This window comes from Streptomyces sp. NPDC051320, assembly GCF_040682175.1.
Taxonomy (GTDB): domain Bacteria; phylum Actinomycetota; class Actinomycetes; order Streptomycetales; family Streptomycetaceae; genus Streptomyces.
The window spans coordinates 91,432-108,922 of record NZ_JBFBAL010000008.1; the positions used below are offsets into that span (position 1 = coordinate 91,432).

15 protein-coding genes and 5 pseudogenes are annotated in these 17,491 nt (G+C 69.6%); 10 read left to right on the top strand and 10 right to left on the bottom strand.

Annotated elements, in window-relative coordinates:
- Positions 1-30: 30 nt before the first annotated feature.
- The 6 genes from AB0M87_RS19090 (at position 31) to AB0M87_RS19115 (ending at position 8,508) form a co-directional block, all read left to right on the top strand.
- The gene (locus tag AB0M87_RS19090; RefSeq protein WP_365854325.1) at positions 31-1,140 is read left to right on the top strand and encodes an ATP-binding protein; all 1,110 of its coding nucleotides are present in this window, start codon (positions 31-33) and stop codon (positions 1,138-1,140) included.
- Between the two features lie 204 nt (positions 1,141-1,344).
- A complete protein-coding gene (gene pheS / locus AB0M87_RS19095; RefSeq protein WP_365854327.1) occupies positions 1,345-2,481 on the top strand; it encodes a phenylalanine--tRNA ligase subunit alpha in 1,137 nt (378 codons plus the stop codon).
- On the top strand, positions 2,481-5,045 hold the full coding sequence (gene pheT / locus AB0M87_RS19100) for a phenylalanine--tRNA ligase subunit beta (RefSeq protein WP_365854329.1): 2,565 nt from the start codon (positions 2,481-2,483) through the stop codon (positions 5,043-5,045). Before pheS ends, pheT begins: the two co-directional genes overlap by 1 nt.
- 195 nt (positions 5,046-5,240) lie before the next feature.
- Positions 5,241-6,452: a PP2C family protein-serine/threonine phosphatase gene (locus AB0M87_RS19105; RefSeq protein ID WP_365854331.1), complete on the top strand. Its 1,212-nt coding sequence runs from the start codon at positions 5,241-5,243 to the stop codon at positions 6,450-6,452.
- Positions 6,453-6,585: 133 nt separating this feature from the next.
- Positions 6,586-7,926, top strand: a complete 1,341-nt coding sequence (locus tag AB0M87_RS19110) for a transcriptional regulator (protein WP_365854333.1) — start codon at positions 6,586-6,588, stop codon at positions 7,924-7,926.
- Positions 7,927-7,977: 51 nt separating this feature from the next.
- Positions 7,978-8,508, top strand: coding sequence for an NUDIX domain-containing protein (locus tag AB0M87_RS19115; protein ID WP_365854335.1), 531 nt, complete (start codon positions 7,978-7,980; stop codon positions 8,506-8,508).
- A 66-nt stretch (positions 8,509-8,574) separates the two neighbouring features.
- On the opposite strand, the gene AB0M87_RS19120 is transcribed toward AB0M87_RS19115, so the two are convergent.
- From AB0M87_RS19120 to AB0M87_RS19135, 4 genes and pseudogenes are all read right to left on the bottom strand, one after another.
- Positions 8,575-8,787 carry a 3-hydroxyacyl-CoA dehydrogenase family protein gene (locus tag AB0M87_RS19120; RefSeq protein WP_365854802.1) on the bottom strand — a complete coding sequence of 71 codons (213 nt, stop codon included), beginning with the start codon at positions 8,785-8,787 and terminating at the stop codon, positions 8,575-8,577.
- A gap of 118 nt (positions 8,788-8,905) precedes the next feature.
- A pseudogene (locus tag AB0M87_RS19125) lies at positions 8,906-9,103 on the bottom strand (hypothetical protein); the annotation flags it as partial.
- A gap of 99 nt (positions 9,104-9,202) precedes the next feature.
- Positions 9,203-9,468 (bottom strand): annotated as a pseudogene (locus AB0M87_RS19130) (DUF3291 domain-containing protein); the annotation flags it as partial.
- Positions 9,469-9,558: 90 nt separating this feature from the next.
- Positions 9,559-10,131, bottom strand: coding sequence for an AAA family ATPase (locus tag AB0M87_RS19135; protein WP_365854337.1), 573 nt, complete (start codon positions 10,129-10,131; stop codon positions 9,559-9,561).
- Between AB0M87_RS19135 and AB0M87_RS19140 the strand changes: the two are divergent.
- The 3 genes and pseudogenes from AB0M87_RS19140 to AB0M87_RS19150 all read left to right on the top strand — a co-directional run.
- Positions 10,106-10,456 (top strand): annotated as a pseudogene (locus AB0M87_RS19140) (ATP-dependent helicase); the annotation flags it as partial. The gene AB0M87_RS19135 and the pseudogene AB0M87_RS19140 sit on opposite strands and share 26 nt — an antisense overlap.
- Before the next feature lie 45 nt (positions 10,457-10,501).
- The gene (locus tag AB0M87_RS19145) at positions 10,502-10,906 is read left to right on the top strand and encodes a CBS domain-containing protein (protein WP_365854340.1); all 405 of its coding nucleotides are present in this window, start codon (positions 10,502-10,504) and stop codon (positions 10,904-10,906) included.
- Between the two features lie 56 nt (positions 10,907-10,962).
- Positions 10,963-11,312 (top strand): annotated as a pseudogene (locus tag AB0M87_RS19150) (SCO5918 family protein).
- Between the two features lie 66 nt (positions 11,313-11,378).
- Here the strand turns inward: AB0M87_RS19150 and AB0M87_RS19155 are convergent.
- A complete protein-coding gene (locus tag AB0M87_RS19155) occupies positions 11,379-11,738 on the bottom strand; it encodes a hypothetical protein (RefSeq protein ID WP_365854343.1) in 360 nt (119 codons plus the stop codon).
- A 218-nt stretch (positions 11,739-11,956) separates the two neighbouring features.
- On the opposite strand from AB0M87_RS19155, the gene AB0M87_RS19160 reads away from it, so the two are divergent.
- Positions 11,957-12,244 carry a hypothetical protein gene (locus AB0M87_RS19160; RefSeq protein ID WP_365854345.1) on the top strand — a complete coding sequence of 96 codons (288 nt, stop codon included), beginning with the start codon at positions 11,957-11,959 and terminating at the stop codon, positions 12,242-12,244.
- Here AB0M87_RS19160 and AB0M87_RS19165 read toward each other — a convergent pair.
- The 5 genes and pseudogenes from AB0M87_RS19165 to AB0M87_RS19185 all read right to left on the bottom strand — a co-directional run.
- Positions 12,222-12,458, bottom strand: a pseudogene (locus AB0M87_RS19165) (ATP-binding protein); the annotation flags it as partial. The gene AB0M87_RS19160 and the pseudogene AB0M87_RS19165 overlap by 23 nt on opposite strands.
- Before the next feature lie 1,155 nt (positions 12,459-13,613).
- Positions 13,614-14,582, bottom strand: coding sequence for a carbohydrate kinase (locus AB0M87_RS19170; RefSeq protein WP_365854347.1), 969 nt, complete (start codon positions 14,580-14,582; stop codon positions 13,614-13,616).
- On the bottom strand, positions 14,579-15,568 hold the full coding sequence (locus AB0M87_RS19175; protein WP_365854349.1) for a zinc-dependent alcohol dehydrogenase family protein: 990 nt from the start codon (positions 15,566-15,568) through the stop codon (positions 14,579-14,581). The genes AB0M87_RS19170 and AB0M87_RS19175 overlap by 4 nt, the downstream gene beginning before the upstream one ends.
- Entirely contained in the window at positions 15,565-16,416 is an 852-nt protein-coding gene (locus AB0M87_RS19180; protein WP_365854351.1) for a carbohydrate ABC transporter permease, read from the bottom strand. Before AB0M87_RS19180 ends, AB0M87_RS19175 begins: the two co-directional genes overlap by 4 nt.
- The gene (locus AB0M87_RS19185) at positions 16,416-17,378 is read right to left on the bottom strand and encodes a sugar ABC transporter permease (protein WP_365854353.1); all 963 of its coding nucleotides are present in this window, start codon (positions 17,376-17,378) and stop codon (positions 16,416-16,418) included. Before AB0M87_RS19185 ends, AB0M87_RS19180 begins: the two co-directional genes overlap by 1 nt.
- Positions 17,379-17,491 lie beyond the last annotated feature (113 nt).

A 17,491-nucleotide genomic window follows, 5' to 3' on the forward strand; every position in this document is an offset into this window, starting at 1 on the left:
CTGCGGTATTCGGAGAGGTGGGGTACGGGGATGTCGGGCAGTTCACACGGTTCGGGCAGTTCCAGTGGTTCGATCGGGGTCGCAGGCTCCGGGGTCGACCCCGACGATCTCCCCGACGGCCTGGTCATCGCCGACGCCCGGGGCCGGATCATCTGCTTCAACGCCGCCGCCGCCCGCATCACCGCGGTGCCGAAAGCCGTTGCCCTCGGTGCCCCGCTGGAGCAGGCGTTGCCCCTGGAGGATCTCAAGGGCCGCCGCTGGTGGACTCTCACCGACCCGTACGGCGGTCTGGCCATCCGCTACGGCCAGCCGGAGCGCAATCTGCTGCTGCCGGGGGGCCGCGAGGTGCTGGTCTCCGCACGGTACCTACGCGAGCGCCCCACCGGTCCGGTGCGCCGGCTGGTGGTCTCGATCCGGGGCACCGAGGCGCGTCGGCGTACCGAGCGCAGCCACGCCGAGCTGATAGCCACCGTCGCGCACGAACTGCGCTCGCCGCTGACCTCGGTCAAGGGATTCACCGCCACCCTGCTCGCGAAGTGGGAGCGCTTCACCGACGACCAGAAGCGGCTGATGCTGGAGACCGTCGACGCGGACGCCAACCGGGTCACCCGGCTGATCGCCGAGCTGCTCGACATCTCCCGCATCGACTCGGGACGCCTGGAGCTGCGCCGCCAGCCCGTGGACGTCGTCGCGGCCGTCGAACGCCACGTCCAGGCGCACACCGCGTCCGGACAGGACCCGGATCGCTTCCTGGTCCGCATCCGGCAGCCGCTGCCGGATCTCTGGGCCGACCCGGACAAGGTCGACCAGGTGCTCGGCAACCTGCTGGAAAACGCGGTGCGCCACGGCGAGGGAACCGTCACCATCGACGTGGCAGCCGCCTGCGCGAAGAACGACGAGAAGGGAACCGGGGTCACCGTGACCGACGAAGGACCCGGCATTCCCGAGGAGTCGATGGGCCGTGTCTTCACCCGTTTCTGGCGCGGCAGCAAACGCGGGGGCACCGGGCTCGGCCTCTACATCGTCAAGGGCATAGTCGAGGCGCACGGCGGGACGATCACCGTCGGCCGCGGACCCCGTGGCGGCGCCGAGTTCCGATTTATTCTGCCCGTGGGCGCTCCGGCCTACCTGGCCCAGTAGGGTCCACGGGCTTCTCCGCCTCCTGGCGACGTTCAGTGCCGCGACCGGCCATGTTTGCCCCGTGAGGAGCGTGCGTGCTGGGCGACGCTACGGGGCAAAGCTTGCCAGGAGGGGCACTAGACTCGACCCTTGGCACGTTTGCGTCCTTGACGTCGCTGTCGGCGAGCAGGTCGCCTCAGCCAGCAATCGGAAGTACGGGAAGAGATGTCGGCACCGAACAAGTCGTACGACCCTGTTGAGGTCGAGGCACTGAAACCTGAAGAGATCGAGCGCATGCGGGACGAGGCGCTCGCCGCCTTCGCGGCCGCCGGCGACCTCGAGGCGCTCACCCACGCCAAGACCGCGCACACCGGTGGCACCTCACCGCTGGCGCTCGCCAACCGCGAGATCGGTGCGCTGCCCCCGCAGGCCAAGGCCGAGGCGGGCAAGCGGGTGGGGATGGCACGCGGCGCCGTGAACAAGGCGCTCGCCGCCCGTCAGGCGGAGCTGGAGGCCGAGCGGGACGAGCGGGTGCTGGTCGAGGAGGCGGTGGACGTCACGCTGCCCCACGACCGGATGCCGGCCGGTGCCCGGCACCCGCTGACCACGTTCATGGAGCGGGTGGCGGACATCTTCGTCGCGATGGGGTACGAGGTCGCCGAGGGCCCCGAGGTCGAGGCGGAGTGGTTCAACTTCGACGCGCTCAACTTCACGCCCGATCACCCCGCCCGGCAGATGCAGGACACCTTCTTCGTCCAGGACCCGGCAGCCGGGCCGGGAAGCCCCGCCGACGAGTCCGGTGTGGTCCTGCGTACGCACACCTCGCCGGTCCAGGCCCGCACCCTGCTGGACCGCGAGCCGCCCGTCTACATCGTCTGCCCGGGGCGGGTCTACCGCACCGATGAGCTGGACGCGACGCACACCCCGGTCTTCCACCAGATCGAGCTGCTCGCCGTGGACGAGGGCCTGACCATGGCCGATCTGAAGGGCACCCTGGACCACATGGTGCAGGCGCTCTTCGGCCAGGACATGACCACCCGGCTGCGCCCGAACTACTTCCCGTTCACCGAGCCGTCCGCCGAGATGGACATGCAGTGCTACGTCTGCCGAGGCGACTCGGTGGGCAACCCCGACCGCCCCTGCCGTACCTGCTCGAGCGAGGGCTGGATCGAGCTCGGCGGCTGCGGCATGGTCAACCCCAAGGTGCTCACCGCCTGCGGTGTCGACCCCCAGAAGTACAGCGGATTCGCCTTCGGGTTCGGCATCGAACGGATGCTGATGTTCCGCCACAACGTCGAAGACATGCGAGACATGGTCGAGGGAGACATCCGTTTCACCCGGCCGTTCGGGATGGAGATCTGATGCGGGTCCCGCTTTCCTGGCTGCGGGAGTACGTCGATCTCCCCGCCACCGAGACCGGCCGTGATGTGCAGGCCAAGCTGATCGGCGTCGGCCTGGAGGTCGAGACGGTCGAACAGATCGGCGCCGGCCTCAAGGGCCCGCTGGTCGTCGGACAGGTCCTCACCATCGAGGAACTCGAGGGCTTCAAGAAGCCCATCCGGTTCTGCACCGTCGACGTCGGCATGGCCAACGGCACCGGCGAGCCGCAGGAGATCGTCTGCGGCGCGCGGAACTTCGCGGTCGGCGACCACGTCGTCGTGGTCCTGCCGGGCGCCGTGCTGCCCGGCGACTTCGCCATCGCCGCGCGCAAGACGTACGGCAAGACCTCGCACGGCATGATCTGCTCCGGCGACGAGCTGGGCATGGGAGATGAAGGCTCGCACGGCATCATCGTGCTGCCGCCCGGCCACGAGACCGGCACCGACGCCATCGAGCTGCTCGAGCTGGTCGACGAGGTCCTGGACATCGCCGTCACGCCCGACCGCGGTTATGCCCTGTCCATCCGCGGTGTCGCCCGCGAGACGGCCACGGCCTACGGCCTGCCGCTCAGCGACCCCGCGCTGCTCGACGTCCCCGCGCCCAACGCGCACGGCTACCCGGTGAAGATCGCCGACCCGCAAGGGTGCGACCGCTTCACCGCCCGTACGGTCACCGGCCTCGACCCCGAGGCCCGCACCCCGGTGTGGCTGCAGCGCCGGCTGCAGAAGGCCGGGATGCGTCCGGTCTCGCTGGCGGTCGACATCACCAACTACGTGATGCTGGAACTCGGCCAGCCACTGCACGCCTACGACCGCACCCGGATCGACGGGCCGATCGGGGTGCGCAGAGCGGAACAGGGCGAGAAGTTCACCACGCTCGACGGTGTCGCGCGGGTGCTCGACGCCGAGGACCTGGTCATCACCGACAATCGGGGCCCGATCGGGCTGGCCGGGGTGATGGGCGGCGCCAACACCGAGATCGCCGACGCCGCCGTGGACCCCGAGACCGGCCGGGTGCAAGGCACCACCGACGTCGTCATCGAGGCCGCGCACTTCGACGCCCTGTCGATCTCCCGTACCGCGCGGCGGCACAAGCTGCCCTCCGAGGCGTCCAAGCGCTTCGAGCGGGGAGTCGACCCGGAGGCCGCTTCGGCTGCCGCGCAGCGCACCGCCGACCTGCTGGTGCTGCTGGCCGGCGGCACCGCCGAGGCCGGCGTCACCGAGATCATCGCGCCGTCCGCGCCGCGCTCCATCTCGATGCCCGCCGACCACCCCGACCGGGTGGCGGGGGTCCGGTACGGCCGGGAGACCGTCGTCCGCCGCCTCCAGCAGGTCGGCTGCGACGTGTACGGGCAGGACGAGCTCGTGGTCACCGTGCCGTCCTGGCGTTCGGACCTCGCCTACCCCAACGACCTGGCCGAAGAGGTCATCCGGCTGGAGGGGTACGAGAACCTGCCGTCGACGCTGCCGAGGCCGCCGGCCGGCCGCGGGCTGACCGACCGGCAGCGGTTGCACCGCAGGGTCGGCCGGGCACTGGCCGGTGCGGGCTTCGTCGAGGCGCTGAACTACCCGTTCATCGGTGAGGCGGTGCTCGACCAGCTCGGTCTGCCCGCCGACGACGCCCGTCGGACCACCGTCAAGCTCGCCAACCCGCTCTCCGACGAGGAGCCGGCGCTGCGCACCACGCTGCTGCCGGGCCTGCTCACCGCACTCCGGCGCAACGCGGGGCGCGGTTCGCACGACCTCGCGCTCTTCGAGACCGGTCTCGTTTTCATTCCCCAGGATCTCAGCTCCGTTCGAGCAGGGGAGACCCCACTGACGGGCGACGAGCACCCGGCTGCCCGGCTGCCGGTCGACCGCCGTCCCACCGACGAGGAGATCGCCGGGCTCAACGCCACGCTGCCGCGTCAGCCGCGTCGGGTCGCCGTCGTCCTGGCCGGTGCACGCGAGCAGGCCGGCTGGTGGGGCAAGGGCCGCCCGGCCGACTGGGCGGACGCCGTCGAGGCGGCTCGTACGGTCGCCGCCGAAGCAGGCGTCGAGCTCACCGTCTGCGGTGACCGCCACGAACCGTGGCACCCGGGACGATGCGCCGCGCTGTACGTCACCGTGGATGGGGCGGAGGTGCTTGCCGGTCATGCCGGGGAGCTGCATCCCCGGGTCATCAAGGCACTGCACCTGCCGGAGCGCACCTGCGCGATGGAACTCGAGCTCGACGTGGTGGAGCAGGGACGCGTCGTGCCCGTCGCCCCCCGGATCTCGTCCTTCCCGGTGGCGACCCAGGATGTCGCGCTGGTCGTCCCCGCGGACGTGCCCGCCGCGGACGTCGAGGCCGCGCTGCACCAGGGAGCGGGTGAACTGCTCGAATCCCTGCGGCTGTTCGACGTGTTCACCGGTGAGCAGATCGGTGCGGGGAACAAGTCCCTCGCCTATGCGCTGCGCTTCCGCGCCACCGACCGTACGCTGACCGTCGACGAGGCGACGGCGGCCCGTGACGCCGCGGTGGCACTCGCGGCGGAGCGCACGGGGGCGGTGCTGCGCGGCGCGTAGCACCGCGCCACCGGCGGAGGCATCCGCGGCGGGAATCCACGGGTTCCAGTGAGGGGCATGTCCGGGTCACCGGAGATGCCCCTCACTCATTCGGGTGAGATGCACAGGTGATGTGCGCCATCAGGTGTGGACGGCCGACAGAATCGACCCGCCCGATATCGACCCGCCCGATCTGGATCCGAGGGGGCTGACGGCATGCTCCGTGCACAGGCCGTGATCCGCACGCGGACGTGGCGCAGGACGGTCGTCTTCGGACTCCCCGGATTCTGGCTGGCGACCACGGTCGGGTGGGAGCTGGTCTCCCCACCGGTGAGTGACGGAGCGATCGCCCCGAGGCTGATCTTCTGTGCCGTACTGCTGGCCCTGGTCGGCTGTGGGCTCGCCGGCGTCCGGCTCGGTCCGGTACGGGAGTTGCGGCAGGTCCGGGCCGTCGCCTACGCCACCCAGCGGGTACTGCTGCGGCCGTTGCCGGCCAGGATCGACGGTCTGGCCGTCGCCGCCGGCCAGCTCTCCGCCTCCCGGGGCGCAACGGTGGGCGGCGATCTGTACGAGGCACTGGGGACAGCGCACGGAGTGCGGCTGGTGATCGGTGACGTGCGCGGGCACGGCCTGGCCGCCATCGGCGCGGTGGCCGCGGTGCTCGGCAGTTTCCGGGAAGCCGCGCACGACGAACCCGAACTGTCCGGGGTGGCGCGCCGGTTGGAGCGCGCCCTGCAGCGTCATCTGCGGGAGCGGGCACGCTCCGAACACCCTGCCGCGGGCGGCGCCGAGCCCGATCACCCGTCGGCCGAGGAATTCGTCACCGTGCTGCTCCTCGAAGTCGACGAGGACGGTGCGGTGTCCGCGATCAACTGTGGACACCCGTGGCCCTACAAGCTCAAGCCGTACGAGCTCGAGCCGTCCGGAATCGAGCCGTACCGGTTCGGCGAGATCGTCGAGCAGCTCTGCGGAGAGGACCCACTGCCGCCGCTGGGCACCTTCCCGCTGCCGGCGGTTTTCGCCACCGGCCACTGCACGCGGCTGCTGCCCGGCGAGACGCTGGTCCTGCACACCGACGGCGCGACCGACGCGCGGGACTCCGCCGGGCGGTTCTTCCCGCTGCACGAAGCCCTGTCACAGGCCGCCCGGGGTTCACCCGCCCGTTCTGCCTCCACCCCGATGATCACCCCCGCTTCGGTGATCAGTGGGGTGCACCGGGCGCTGCTGCGCCACACCGGCGGCCGGCTCACCGACGATGTGGCGCTGCTCGTCCTCTCCAACGACCGGTCCCGGGCGCCCGGTCGGTCCGGAGCGATGTGCGCCGCCCGTCCTGTCACGGAGTGCCGGGCAGTTCCGGCAGGACGGACGGCGCCGGGAGCGGGCCGTCGCACTGTACGAGGGGGAGCCGACGGCCCGGCCGCCTCCTGAGAGGCAGTTCAGTCAATCGGCGCCGGACCCACGGGGGCAGAGTCCCGGGCACCCGGGTACGAGCACTCCTTTCACACCCCGTGTGAATCCGGCTCCACTACGCTGTGCCCCACCGAGCCACCGGAGGGCCTCCATGCTGCCCAACACCCTGCTCGACGCACTGCTCGACGAGGCCGGGATGTCCCACGCCGGCCTGGCCGTCCGGGTGAACCGGGCGGGCGCGTCCCGTGGTCTGGCGCTGAGGTACGAACACACCGCGGTCGCCCGGTGGTTGAAGGGACAGCGGCCACGTGGCCAGGTGCCCGACCTGCTCTGCGAGGTGCTCGCCGCGCGGCTGCACCGCACCGTGACGCTCGACGACATCGGCCTCGGCGTGCCGGGCGGCCCCGCGCCGGTGCACGGCACCCCGCTCTCCGGATTCGTGGAGCGGGCGGCGGCGTTGTGGCGCTCCGACGAGCAGCAGCGCCCGCACCTGCTGGACGCCTCCGCGGTGACCGGTACTCCGGCGGTGCTGCCGGTCTGGGAGTGGGAGAACCCGCCGGAGGACATCGACGTATCGCGCAGTGGCCCCACCCGGGTCAGCCCCGCCGACACCGAGATGCTCCGCGCGGCCCGCGCGCACTACGAGCAGATGTACCGGAAGGCGGGTGGCATCGCGACCCGCGCCCGCATCGTCGGATTCCTCAACTTCGAGACCGCGCCCCTGCTGCGCGGCAGTTACAGTGACGCCACCGGGCGGCAACTGCACCGCGCCACCGGCGGCTTGGTGGCCATGGCCGGGATCTGCGCCTACGACTCGAATGCGCAGGGGCTCGCCCAACGCTACTTCCACCAGGCGCTGCGGCTGGCCAAGGCGAGCGGCGACCGGGGTCTCGGCGCGTATGTCGTCGCTCTGCTCGTCAATCAGGCGCTGTTCATGCGGGAGTACCGGCAGGCGGTGGCGTTCGCCGAGGCGGCGCTGCGCGCTGCGGGCAAGGACCTCACCCCCGCCCTCGGCACCGATCTGCATGCGATGCAGGGCAAGGCCTACGCGTATCTGGGGGACGCGGGCAGCGCACTGTCCTGCATCAAGCGGGCGGAGTCGGCCGCGGAGCGCATCAGGCCGGGCGCCGAGCCGGACGAAACCGGCTATGTCCAGCCCGGCCTGGTCAACGTACAAGTGGCGGAGGCGCTGCTCAGACTCGGCGATCTGCCGGCCGCCAGGTCGCAGGCCGTGGCGGCGGCCGCGGCCCCCGCACACGACCGGGGCCGGGTCCACCGGCTTGCGATGCTCGCCCAGATCGAACTGCGTCAGGGTGATGCCGACCGGGCGGTGGCCACCGCCGCCGAAATGGCGGTGCAGGCCGGGGGCATGGAATCGCAACGGCTGCGGGACCGGCTGCGTGCGGTCCGCGACCACCTGCTGGACAGCGGCTTCAGCGGCGCCCACGAAGTGGCTGCTCTCATTGATGGAGCGCTGCGCGTTCCCCTGTGAGCGCGTCACTGCTGCCATATTGCCATCGACTTGTCGGAAGGTGGCAGAACTGTGCAGTGGACGAACTTAAGCGAACGAAATGTCTATAAGAACCGCTGGTTTCGGGTCAACCTGGCGGACGTCGCACTCCCGGACGGCACCCACCTGGACCACTTCGTGATCCGGCTGCGCCCGGTGGCGGTGGCGACCGTCGTCAATGAGGCCAATGAAGTGCTGCTGCTCTGGCGGCACCGGTTCATCACGGACAGCTGGGGCTGGGAGCTCGCCGCGGGTGTCGTCGAGGACGGCGAGGCGGTCGAAGCCGCCGCCGCCCGCGAGATGGAGGAGGAGACCGGCTGGCGGCCCGGTCCGCTCCAGCACCTGCTGACCGTCGAACCGTCCAACGGCCTCACCGACGCCCGTCATCACCTCTACTGGACCGACCGGGGCGTCTACACCGGCCATCCCGCCGACGACTTCGAGTCGTCACGCCGCGCGTGGGTGCCGCTGAAGCTGGTGCCGGACATGATCGCCCGTGGCGAGGTGCCGGCCGCGAACATGGCGGCCGGGCTGCTGATGCTGCACCATCTGCGCCTGGGCTGACGCACCTGGCGCCCTGGGGAGCGGAACGGAGTGCGGGGCGGCGTGGCCCCGCACTCCGGTACGGCCTCAGGCGTACGGGTAGAAGCCCGAGCCGGTCTTGCGACCCAGCCTGCCCGCGTCGACCATGCGCTGCAGCAGCGGGGGAGCGGCGTACAGGGGCTCCTTGTACTCCGCGTACAACTGGGCGGCGTTGCGCGTAGCCATGTGACCTGCGGTTTCTTCGGTTGTGTGGCGTCTTTGACGGCGCCAGGGACTTCTCGGGGACTTTCGATCCCGCATCACACGAGCTACGTATCCATCGCGGCCAGCCCGCGCTTGCCTGCGCCAGGCATGAAGTGAGCGTAGTAGTCCAGCGTGACCTTCGGGGAGGGGTGGCCCAACCAGGTCGACACACTCACGCTTCGTGCTTCGGACGGAAGATCACCGACGCGACGTTCACCAGCCGTCGGTAAGCGATGTAGTGCCTGTGAGGGGCCACCTCGACCTCGCCCCACGCCGTGAGTGCGTCGTCCAATTCCGCGTGCAGGTCCCGCAAGCACCCCGGGACGAGACCAGAGCCCGTCGGCGGGGAAGCTACAGGGGCCGTCGGCACGCTGATGGTCGCCGTGCTCTCGTGAACAAAGCCAGGCCGTTTCTGTTCGCCGTCATCTAACCGAGGCGTTTGACCGCGAATCCAGTCGTTCAGGCTTCCTTGTCAGCGAACCTGGTCGCTCTTCGGCCCGATGCCTGTTGTCCTGGTCGGAGTTCCGTCCGAGGCGAACGAGTGGCGGAGGGGAAAACGTGCAGCGCGGAGCCGTGGTCGTGGAGGTGCTCCAGCCTGGTGACCCCGTCTTGCCAGGTGGATAGCACGCCATCGGAGACCCATCAGATCACGCAACCCGGGTATCCCGTCCTCTCGAACCAGTGGTAACGCTTGTTCAGCGCCGCACAGTGCAGACCGGTGTAGATGGCGTCGAAGGCTGTGCCCGGGTCGCCGTCGCTGAGGGAGTTGGGGTCACGGCCTTGACTTGGTCTTTGACCTCGGGCGATGCCCGAGGTCAAAGACCAAGCTCAGAAGGCGTGAAGGGGCACCGGCCCGGTATCACCCGCGAGCCCCACAACGGCGTCGAGGTCCGGTTCGGCGTCGTTGTCCACGACGATGTGCCGAGCGCCGGTCCAGGCGCAGTCCTGAGTCCCCAGTCGTTGCCAGAATGCCGACCAGTCGGCAAGCTTGGCCCGGTCGCGGGGCAGGCCTCGTTGCGTCAGTCGCGTGCGAACGGTCTCCCCGGAGGCCCGTACCTCGACCACGACGACGGGTGTTGCTGTGGGCCAAGAAGCTCGGCCGGCCGAGGCGGTCAGGAAGCCGGGGTTGGTGAGGTACGCGGCGAAGGGTGCATCCAGGACGACAGGGAGGCCCAGCCGCAGATTGTCCGCCGCCGTGGCGAACAGGGCCGCGTACTCGGCCGGAATCAACCGTTCGATGTAGGTCGGGTCGTCTTCACGGCCTCCGGTCCGCCGGCCGACCAGTTCGAGCGCGGCGTCCACGAGGTCGCCGGCCAGAGAGTCCTTGTCGAGGTAAACCGCGCGGAGCCGTTGAGCGAGCTGCCGGGCGACATGAGACCTCGACCCGCCGACCGACCACAAGGACTACCTCCACCGCGGCGGCCGTACCGCACGGGCAGGGGAGTCCGGCAGCGTCGTCACCCCGGTCACCCCCAACCAGCGCCGTGACATGACCCGCCTCATGGCCGCCGCCGGCATCGTGCCCCAGACCACCCAGGTCCGCTCCGGCGAGGAGGCACTCGGCCGGATCACCGGCGCCCAGGCCCCTTCCGGCATTCCTGTGACGATCACCGCGCCGGTGGTCGAGCGGCGTCAGCGCAGCGCGTCCTCACGCGGCCGGCGCAGCCCCGCCTCGGCGGCCCGGCGTGTGGCCGCGCATCAGTCCTCCTTCGACGCGGCTGCCTGACAACTTCGTGATCCGGAAGCTGACCCATCTCTGCAGGAGGCACCTTTGACGCTGATTCAGGTGCAGCACCGCTCGACGGACGCCACTGCCGCAGACAGGACCGTGGCCGACGTCATGGACGCCGCCGGACCACAGGTCTGCGACGACATGACCGTCGAGGTGGCCCGGTCCGTCATGGCCGGCGCCCGTACCGGGCATCTGCTTGTCTGCGACGACAGTGACCTGTGTGCCGGACTGGTCATCCTGGCTCAGCTCACAGCAGCCCGCTACGGCTCCGCGTACACGGACAGGGTCCAGCTGCGGGACATTCTGGGCGACCGCGGACCGTTCACCTCGCCGGTGACCACCATGGCCGAAGCCGGGCACATGATGCGCTACAGCCACGTCGATGCCCTGCCTGTGGTCGACGAACTCGGCAGCGCCCTGGGCGTCCTCGCCCTCGCCCGCTGAGCCATTCCGACCGCGGCAGAACCACTCCTCCTTCGTCCCTCTCCCTGTGAGGCATCATGCGCTGTGTCATCGCTCGCTTCCCGTTCGACCTCACCAGGAGCGGCGTCCTGGAATCGATGAAGGGCATCAAGCCCGAGCAGCTTTCCGGCGAGTCCGTGGTCATCGGCCGACCACCTACCCCGTCAAACAGGTCGGCCAGGTCGTCACACGCCAGGACCGCCGCGACTTCAGTGCAGTAGAAGTCGTGCGGGCCATGACCCAGCTCGGCTTCACCTGCCGCGAACTTCGCCAGGCCGCCGCGCCTACGCGGGTTCGCCCCCCGATGCAGCAGGCTTCCGCGATGCTTGGCGCCCCTGCGGCAGTCTCACTGACGGGCGGGCGCGAGTCGTCGACAGAGCTGTGGTGAGGGTCCTGCCGGGGTGCGCCGGTCGGACCCTCACAGCATGCCGAGGTTTCTCCGCGCGGCCGTGGGTCAGTGGTCGGAGTAGCTGAAGTCGCCCATGGTCCAGGCGCTGACGTCCTCGATCGCCACCCGGTACATCCCACCTGTCTCCGGGATCCCCACCGTGCCCTGCAGAATCCGGGCCACATGGAAGTGCAGATGCGTGGGCGGCCCGTCCTTGGCTGCCGCAGCGGTGAACATGGCGGAAAAGTCGCCTAGGCGGGCCGAGTCCGCCAGGATCTCCGACACCCGCTGCCTCCAGACGGCTTCGGGAGCCAGCCGGCCCGTGATGACGGCGCCACCGGCGACCACGGTCAGTGGCATCTGGTTGCTGTGCCCTGACTCCACCAGGGCGGCAACATCAACAAGCAGCGCGTCAGGCTTCGACATGAGGCCGATTGTATTCGTCGGCCATCGGGCTACCTCTCGCAGTGCCCGGTTTCGGGCCGGACGGTACTGAGGTGCTGGCGGCGCCTTTGGGCGGCGCGGCAGCCAAGATTTCCCCCACATGAGGTGGACCGAGAGGGTGCCGACTGAAGACCGGGCGCGCCCATGGAGCACATCGGCGAGGCCGCCGGTCCGGCAGGGCAACGGTTCACCGCCGGTTCGTGAACCGGCGGGTTGTCATCGAGGCGCCGGCCGCCTTCGCGAAGCGGCAACTCCTCGACGCCATCGACGACGCCCGTCTGGGCACCGCGCCGCCACTTGTCGCGCTGCACCGCGCCACCGCGAACATGCGGCGGGTCAAAGTGCTCGGCGCTTCACGCTCGACCCCCTGGTCCACAACGTCTCTCGCTACGGACATCTGGACATGTTGCTCCACGGTGCGCGATGTCGTGACGGAACCACTTCCCGGCTTCGCTGAAGGCGGGGTCAGCGGGGAAGGAGGGCGGTGACGGTTTTGCCGCCGACCGCCCGGCGGGTGATCGCGGTGGTGCGGGCGAGGTAGTTGACCATGGGCCGGCCGAGGCCCCCGCCGACGCCGGTCAGGTCGGGGGTGCGCATGCGTGGCAGCTGTGGGCTGGCGTCGTCGACGGCGGCCTCGATGGCGTCGGGATGCACGTTCAGGCGGAGGGTGAAGGTACCGCCGCCGTGACGCAGGGCGTCGGACCGTGGTCGGTCCGGGAGATGGTGATCGTCGTGCTGCTCATACATGTGCACCCCACCTGTGATCGGTTGGGCCGCTTGTGCCCTACTGGCCCGCCTGCCCGTTTCCGACTGCGCTCACACCCCTGAGGGCATGGTCCGGTGCAGTTTCCCGGTGATTCGTACCGCAGGACTTCACTGGTAGTCCGCGCAGAAAATCTATCGTGACAGCAGTAGACATGCGCATGTTGCTGGGGTTAGTGTCTTGTCCGTAATCGAGAGATCGAGCAGGCCCGGCAGGGTTGAACTGCCGGGAAGCAGTACACGTAAGTGCAGGTCGGTGCGGTAGTGGAGTTTCGAAGCCAGGGTTTTCGCAGGAAGGCGACGGGGCTGGCGACCGGACCGGGTGGCCCGCGGTTTTCAGGGGCCGCCGTGAGCAGTACGCAGTTCACGCAGCAAGCAGTACATGAGAGCAGCACCTCGGTGAAGGCGTCGGCTGCGGGCGCGCGCACCCGGAGGTTCGGCAGTGGGGTTCTAAGCCAGAGCAGATGCAGGACGGGCGACGGGGCTGGCTGCCGAAGTGGCGCTGTGAGAGGCCACCAGCAGGACGGAGTGGTTGGTCAGAGGGGAAGAACGGAGGAGTTGAGCGCCATCAGGATCGCCCGGGTGAACAGTGTGTGCCCGGGTACCGCAGGACATCGATAGTGAGGTGGTCTCCGGTCAAGCAACCGCGATCCCCGCAGCCCCCGGACCTCTTCCCGGTGGGTATGCGGAAACACAGAGCCGGCGCAGCCGATCAAGGCCGGCTGATGGTGTAGCAGTTCCTTCGGGGCCCTGGTGCCAATGGCACCAGGGCCCCTCCAACGCGTGTTTCACAGGAAGGTACAGATGACAGCAGACGATTCGTCCGGCCGTCTCGATGACGACGACTATCCCGCCATGATCGAGATTCTCTTGACCGGGTGGCAGCACGCTTCGTTGCGGGCAGTCGGGGGCCTTCGGTTCCGTCGCCGCGCCGGCTGCCTTGCCGGTTCGGAAGGGGGCCATCGGGGGACGACTCGGGTGTGCGGTTCTAGCGTCAGCGGAACGGGCACGGTCCCAACGATTTCGCTGAACAGTGTCCAGCGGACCGGCCTCCAGCCGCACGGCTCATGGGAGTGGGACGGACGGCCCGTCAGTTCAAAGCCCCAGTTCTGCTTTTGTGGGCGGGTCCGCTCCTTCGCGTGCGCAGGTCAGGGCGGCTGCCTGGGCAGCCGTCGTCAGCGCCTCGCCGAGGACCATGGGCAGTCGGTCGGTGTCCGTCGCGGCGCGGAGTGCCGCGCGTGCCGTTGCCGCCTCGGTTCCAGGGCCGCCGCCCAGCAGGCCGGCGTGGAGCAGACGGCTGGTCAGGGCGGCCATAAACGCATCGCCCGCGCCCACTGTGTCCATGACCTGGACGGGTATGGGCGGGATGTCGCGGCAGCCATGTCGCCACCAGGCCCGGGCGCCGTTCGCGCCCAGGGTGAGGACGACCAGCGCGGGGCCGTTGCGTGCCCAGTGGGCCGCCGTCTTGTCGGGGTCTTCGCCGGGGCGGAGCCACGCGAGGTCCTCTTCGCTCGCCTTCACCACGTCGCTGAGGGCGACGATCTGTTCCACCCGGTCGCGTTCCCGCTCCGCGGAGCGGAGCAGCGCGGGCCTCGGATTGGGGTCGTAGGAGACGGTGGCCGAAGTTCGCAGAGCATGCAGGGAGTTGAAGACCTGGTCGGCTCCTGGAGCCAGAGCGGTGGCGATGGACCCGGTGTGGACGTGCGTCGGCGGGCTGTTGCGCAGTGCTTCCTCGACGGCCGCCGACAGCGCCCAGGTGATGTCGAAGTCGTACTTCGCGGCACCCGTTTCGTCGAGTACGGCCGTCGCCGTCGAGGTTGCCGCGTCGACCATGGATCCCGGTGTCAGCTCGACCCCGCTGCTCTCCAGGTGCTCGCGGACCAGGCGGCCGTAGTCGTCGTGGCCCACGCGTGTGGCGAGCCGGATTGGGTGGCCGAGCCGGCCCAGGCCCAGTGCCACGTTGGCCGGGCTGCCGCCGGGGTGGCTGCGACGCGCGCTGTCCGGGCCGGCGATGACGTCCACCAGGGCTTCGCCAACGACGAGCGCCGGGAGGCTTCCGGTCACGGCAGCACCTGGATCTTCCGGCCCTTGCCGGCCTGGAACCGCCGTACGGCTTCGGCGTAGCCCGTCAGCGGAAGGCGGTCGCTGATGAAGATGTCCGGGTCGAGCACTCCGCCGGCGAACAGCTCGGCCGCGCGTTCGTAACTGTGCAGGACCGCCATCGAGCCGGTGATGGTGATCTCTTGATTGTAGATGCGGTACGGGTCGATGGTGGCCCGGGCCGCGTAGTCGGCGACGCCGAACTGGAGGTAGGTACCGCCTTTGCCGACGTGGCCCAGGGCATTCTGGATGGCGTGGGCGTTGCCGGTGGCGTCGATGACCACGTCCCAGCCGCGGGGGCGTTCGATCGCGTCGGCGGTGGTCGATGCGCTGCTGCAGCCGAGGAGGCGGGCGGTGGAGAGCCGGTCCTCGTTGATGTCCACCATGTCGACCGTGGCCGCGCCGGTGCGTTTGGCGAGTTCCAGCATCATCAGGCCCATGGTGCCGGAGCCGTAGATCAGGACGTGGGAGGCGAGGGAGCTGCGCAGGACGTCGTAGCCGCGGACCGCGCAGGACAGCGGCTCGATGAGGGCGGCGTCCTTGGTGCGGACGTGGTCGGGGAGCTTGACGCAGTTGGCGGCGGGGACGGCCGTGTACTCGGCCGCGCCGCCGGGGACGCTGACGCCGATGGCGTTCCAGCGCTCGCACAGGTTGCCACGTCCGATACGGCAGTAGTGGCATTCGTGGCAGTAGAGGGAGGGGTCTACGGCGACCCGGTCGCCGACCTTCAGGTCGCGTGCCCCGGTGCCCAGAGCGACGACCTCTCCGGCGAACTCGTGCCCGGGGATGATGGGCAGGGCGGGTGCGAACTCTCCTTGCAGGATGTGCAGATCGGTGCCGCACAGGCCGCAGGCCGAGACCTCAACCACCACCTGGCCGGGGCCTGGTGTGGGGTCCTCGACGGTCTCCACGCCGACCTGGCCGGGGGAGCTGATGACTGCGGCTTTCACTTGACTGCTCCAAGGGAGAGGCCCTGGACCAGCTTGTCCTGGGCGGCGTAACCGGCGATGAGGACCGGCAGGGAGATGCAGACGGCGGCGGCGCACACCTTGGCCAGGAAGAGGCCCTGGCTGGTGACGAAGCCGGTGAGGAAGACGGGAGCGGTGCCGGCGACGACGCCGGTGAGCACGCGGGCGAAGAGGAGTTCGTTCCAGCTGAAGATGAAGCAGATCAGCGCGGTGGCGGCGATACCGGGGGCGACGACCGGTGCGATGATCCGGGTCAGAATGGTCGGCAGTCTGGCGCCGTCGATCGAGGCCGCTTCCAGGATCTCGACGGGAACCTCAGCGAGGAAGGACCGCATCATCCACACCGCGATCGGCAGGTTCATCGAGGTGTAGAGGACGATGAGCAGCGCGACGTTGTCGAGCAGACCGCTGTTCTTGGCGATCAGAAAGACCGGTAGCAGGCCGGCCACTGCGGGCAGCATCTTCGTGGACAGGAAGAAGAACATCACGTCGTTCCACTTGCGCACCGGCTTGATGGACAGCGCGTACGCGGCCGGGACAGACAGCAGCAGCACCAGCAGCGTCGATATGACGCTCGCCGAAAAGGAGTTGATCAGCGGCGGCCAGGGGGAGACGCCGGTGCTCGCGCCGAAGAACTCCTTGTAGCCCTGGAGGGTCAGCGGTGCGCCCAGGCTCGGCGGGTTGGTCGCGGCGTCGGACTCGCTGTGCAGCGAGGTGAGCACCATCCAGGCGACCGGGAGGAAGAAAAGGGTTCCGCAGAGCCAGGCCAGCAGGCCGAGCGCACCGTGCTTGCGACGTGCGACGGGGCCGCCGGTGATTGTCGTGGCCATCAGCGGGCCTCCTCTCGGAGCAGGGACGAGACGGTCTTGAGCGCGAAGGAGCCCACGAGGAGGGAGCACAGGACGACGATGACGCCTTCCGCGGACGCCTGCCCGTAGTCATGGGCCTGGTAGAAGGTCTCGTAGACCGTGTAGGGCAGGTTGGCGGTGCCGAGGCCCCCGCCGGTGAGCGTGAAGACGGCGTCGAAGTTCTGCACCACGTAGATGCTGCCGAGCAGTGCGGCCAGCTCCATGTAGCGGCGCAGGTGGGCGAAGGTGAGGTAGCGGAAGACCTGCCAGGTGGTGGCGCCGTCCACGCGGGCCGCCTCGACGGTGTCCATGGGGCGGCTCTGCAGTCCGGCCAGCAGGATCAGCATCATGAACGGCGTCCACTGCCAGACCAGCGACGCCTCCACGGACATCAGCGGAAACGAGGTCAGCCAGTCGGGCTGGGGTGGGTTGTCACTGCCGAACAGGCTCCACAGCCAGGTCAGCGAGCCGTTGATCAGGCCGTAGGTGGCGTTGTACAGGGCGTGCTTCCACAGCAGGGCGGAGGCCACCGGTACGACGAGGAACGGCGTGATCAGCATCGTGCGGACGATGCCCCGGCCACGGAACTTGCGGTCCAGGAGGAGGGCCAGACCAAGGCCCAGCATCAGGCTGACCAGGACCACGGTGACGGTCAGCGTGATGGTGGTCAGGAGGGAGGAGCGCAGTTGCGGGTCGGCTACCGCCTCCTTGTAGTTGTCCAGGCCCGCGAAGGCTTTGTTGTCAGGTTCGAGGGCGTTCCAGCGCATGAACGAAATCACCACCGTGCCGACGAACGGCAGCTGAGTGACGACGATCATGAAGATCAGGGCCGGGAGGAGCGGGGCCCGCCGGGCCCATGCCCCGCGGGACCGCCGCGGAGGTGCCGTCCGTCCCGCGGTCTGCGGCGCCCGGGCACGCCTGGTGAGCGAGTGAGTGATGGTCATCGGGAGTCTCCGCTGTGCCCCGGTCTCCCGGTCCCGCGGGTGCGGGACACGGGAGGCGGGAGCGTCGGGTGGATCGGGCGTCCGGAGGACCGGGTGAATCCGGCGTCCGGTGG